The sequence below is a fragment of the Pseudomonadota bacterium genome (genome assembly GCA_026390555.1).
In the GTDB taxonomy this organism is placed as follows: domain Bacteria; phylum Bdellovibrionota_C; class UBA2361; order UBA2361; family OMII01; genus OMII01.
Map to the genome: position 1 here is coordinate 1 of JAPLFS010000077.1, position 3431 is coordinate 3431.

The following is a 3431-nucleotide window of genomic DNA, read 5'->3' on the forward strand; positions in this document are numbered from 1 at the left end:
TGACAGCATTTGCCATTAGCTCGCTGAGCTTTGTCTGCGCTTCCTTATACTCAGCTATCGTGAGTTTCTGCGTGGTCGGGTCCGGCATCGCTTTTAGCTCCCTTAATAAGTTATCGGCTAAGTGCCTTGCTTACTTTACAGGGTTCCTCGCCAATAAGTGTGGTTACATTAGATGGAAAACCCCTTAACTTAATGGCCGTGACCCCGTACCAACATGCATGAATCCTTATCGGTAATCTGGGCGACGACAAACAATATCCATGCAACTTTCGGACACCTAAGAAGCTCTGTTGCAATGTCGACACCGCAGATCGGCTACTTGCGGAAAGTGAATTGATCTTCCTATCCTTTTGATATTTCTGGATATTTCAATAGTTCTTGCAAATTAGGGATTTAAACCCTAATCTACACATATGATTCTGCGGGCCCTCTCTCCCTACCTCATTAGTCTTGCAAAACAATATCCTGTAGTAACAGTTGTTGGCCCACGACAATCTGGCAAATCAACCCTGTGTCGAACAGCATTCCCCTCCCTTCCCCTTATTAATTTAGAACGTCCCGACGAAAGGGCTCGTATTGCGGAGGATCCTCGTGCCTTTATCGAATCCCATCGGGGCGGTTGCATTATCGACGAGATCCAGTACATGCCCGATCTCGCCTCCTACATTCAGGTCGCCGTTGACGAACGGGATAATGCGGGTGAGTTTATCCTCACCGGTAGTCATCAATATCAACTAATGGAGTCGGTATCACAGTCACTCTCCGGTCGAACGGCGATCCTTCGACTCCTCCCCCTCAGCGCAGCAGAGTTGGCCGAGTCGAATTGCGCCCCAAAAACCCTCGATGAGCGACTCTTACTCGGAGGATACCCACGAATCTTTAAGGACAACCTAGATCCAGGCCAAGCTCACAGCTTCTATGTGCAAACATACATAGAGCGAGACATCAGACAGATCATCAACGTGCGCGACCTTACCCTCTTTGAACGATTTCTGAAGCTTTGCGCCGGTCGAAGTGGTCAATTACTGAACGCCACAAACTTAGGCAATGAGGCGGGAATCAACCAAAGCACCGTCCGTGAGTGGCTCTCAGTGCTTGAAACCAGCTTTATCATCTCACGTATCCAACCCCATCACCGAAATTTATCAAAACGGATCCTCAAATCTCCAAAGCTCTACTTCCTGGATACGGGACTTCTCTGCTACCTCTTAGGTATCCGTTCACCTGAGCAATTAGCTCTCCATCCTTTAAGAGGCTCTATCGTAGAGACATTTGTAGCAAGTGAGATTATCAAGAACTGTTACAACTCTGCTCGTGAGTCGTCGTTGAGCTTCTTCCGAGATAGTGCTGGACACGAGATCGACTTCATCTTGGACGAGGGCGCCGATGCCCGTCTGATTGAAGTCAAAGCAAGCTCTACTTTTAATCCTGAGTTCCTAAAAAACATCCGCTTTTACATGGCACAAAAAGGGGCACGCGTAACGAAACCTACCGTTATTTATACCGGCAATGAAAGTTTCTCGATCGACGATATCTCAATCGTTCCAATTCATAATATCGGCTCGATCGCATAGCGAGTTGGAAGCCCCCGATCCTCACTTACCCACCGCCGAACCCAGACTGCGCTCTTTGAGCTTCGTCTGGGTATGCTCCCCAAGCTTCCCCAAAACCCAAATACCAAGGATCAAGGATCAAGGATCAAGTTTTTAATTCGTGGAAGGTAGCGACCGAGACGCAGACATAGCGTCACTACTAACGTCGTCGTCATAGGAACAGACGTCGAGCCCAAAACTACCGAAGAATAGCGTACCGTCACAAGCCCGCACCAACTGCCCATGAAACAGACTCTTTCCGGTTAGAATAAAGAACGCCGTATGCGCTACCGCTAGATCAGCGAACGGTGCCATCTGCATCTCTCCACACTGCACCTTTAGAAGGAGCTCCTGTTCTTCACGGCTCTTTGCATCAAGCCCTTCAAACCTCCCATCTATCGCTAGCTTAGTTGTTGAAGTGGTCTTAGATATAAAATCATTGTCATTTTGCCACTTTTTAAGCTGGTTGGGATATACGGCATCTCGCCCATAAAGCCCCCGCTCTATCTCCTGTGCCTCTTCAAGTAACGCTATCCTTGAAGTACCCTGAGGTAAAACAAGCCGTACCTGGTGATCGTTAATTTTCTCTACCGAGTACTTAGATACAAATTGATCCTGTGGAGAGAGCTGCAGGAACTGCTCCTTAAGGCTCTCCATGGGCAGCACGAGTATCTCGAGTGTCTCGCTCCATGCTTTAGCCGCTGCCAAATCTCCAGCCTGCTGGGCGGCCGCAAGACCGGAGACAGCTTTTTCCATTAGCTCGCTGTGCTTTAGCTTGGCTTCGTTATACTCAGCTATCGTGAGTTTGTTAGTGGTCGGGTCCGACATAGCTTTTAGCTCCTTAGCTAATACTATCGGCTGGGAGTATTACTTACTTTAGGGTAGATCCAATCTGGGCCAAAGCAGGGCTTAAATAGGGGTAGAAGAGAGGCGTTAGCCCTGGGACCGCCGGTATCCCCTCTCTTACAACTCTGGAGCATCGTTATCCTATTGGGTGAGGCGTGAGCCCTGGGACCGCCGGTATCCGACCGGCCATGAAAGGGATCGCCTACCTGAGCATTTATACCTAGCCGTTCTGGAGAACGGCGTTCCCAGCGCTTCGCCACATCGTGGACCAGGAGTAACCCCGTACCCACATGACCTAACGGAGGGGATGAATTATCCAAGAATCAAGGATCAAGTTTTTAATTCGTGGAAGGTAGCGACCGAGACGCAGACACATCGTCGTTACCGCGGTCGCCGTAGCAGTTATAGACGACGAGCCCAAAACTACGGAAGTAGAGCGCACCGCCACAAGTTGCTTCTCTATAAGGCGCTCCTGTTGTTTACGAGTCTTGCCATCAAGCCCTTTAACCCTCCCATCTATCCCTAGCTTAGTTTTTGAGGTGGTCTTAGTTCTAAAATCATCCTCTTTTTGCCAATTTTTAAGCTGGAAGGGCTCTATGGCATCTCGCCCATAAAGCCTCATTGCTATCCCCTGCGCCTCGTCAAGTAAATCTATCCTTGAAACACCCTTAGGTATAATAAACCGTACCTGGTGAGCGTTAATTTTCTCTACAGAGTACTTAGACACAAATTGATCCCGTGGAGAGAGTTGCAGGAACTGCTCCTTAAGGCTCGCTATAGGCAGCACGAGTGTCTCGCTCCATGCTTTAGCCGCAACTAAATCTCCAACCTGCTGGGCGGCCGCAAAACCAGTGACAGCATTTGCCATTAGCTCGCTGAGCTTTGTCTGCGCTTCCTTATACTCAGCTATCGTGAGTTTCTGCGTGGTCGGGTCCGGCATCGCTTTTAGCTCCCTTAATAAGTTATCGGCTAAGTGCCTTGCTTACTTTACAG

Annotated in this window: 4 protein-coding genes; 2 read left to right on the forward strand and 2 right to left on the reverse strand. The window is 49.1% G+C overall.

Annotation, left to right across the window (positions count from 1 at the left end; genetic code table 11):
- Both NTV65_11050 and NTV65_11055 read left to right on the forward strand, forming a co-directional pair.
- Positions 1-188 (forward strand): hypothetical protein (locus NTV65_11050; GenBank protein MCX6115733.1); only part of this gene is annotated, 188 nt, incomplete at its 5' end.
- A 225-nt stretch (positions 189-413) separates the two neighbouring features.
- Positions 414-1574: an ATP-binding protein gene (locus NTV65_11055; GenBank protein ID MCX6115734.1), complete on the forward strand. Its 1161-nt coding sequence runs from the start codon at positions 414-416 to the stop codon at positions 1572-1574.
- 132 nt (positions 1575-1706) lie between these two features.
- Here the strand turns inward: NTV65_11055 and NTV65_11060 are convergent, their stop codons facing one another.
- A complete protein-coding gene (locus NTV65_11060; protein MCX6115735.1) occupies positions 1707-2420 on the reverse strand; it encodes a hypothetical protein in 714 nt (237 codons plus the stop codon).
- A 313-nt stretch (positions 2421-2733) separates the two neighbouring features.
- The gene (locus tag NTV65_11065; protein MCX6115736.1) at positions 2734-3378 is read right to left on the reverse strand and encodes a hypothetical protein; all 645 of its coding nucleotides are present in this window, start codon (positions 3376-3378) and stop codon (positions 2734-2736) included.
- Between the last annotated feature and the right edge of the window lie 53 nt (positions 3379-3431).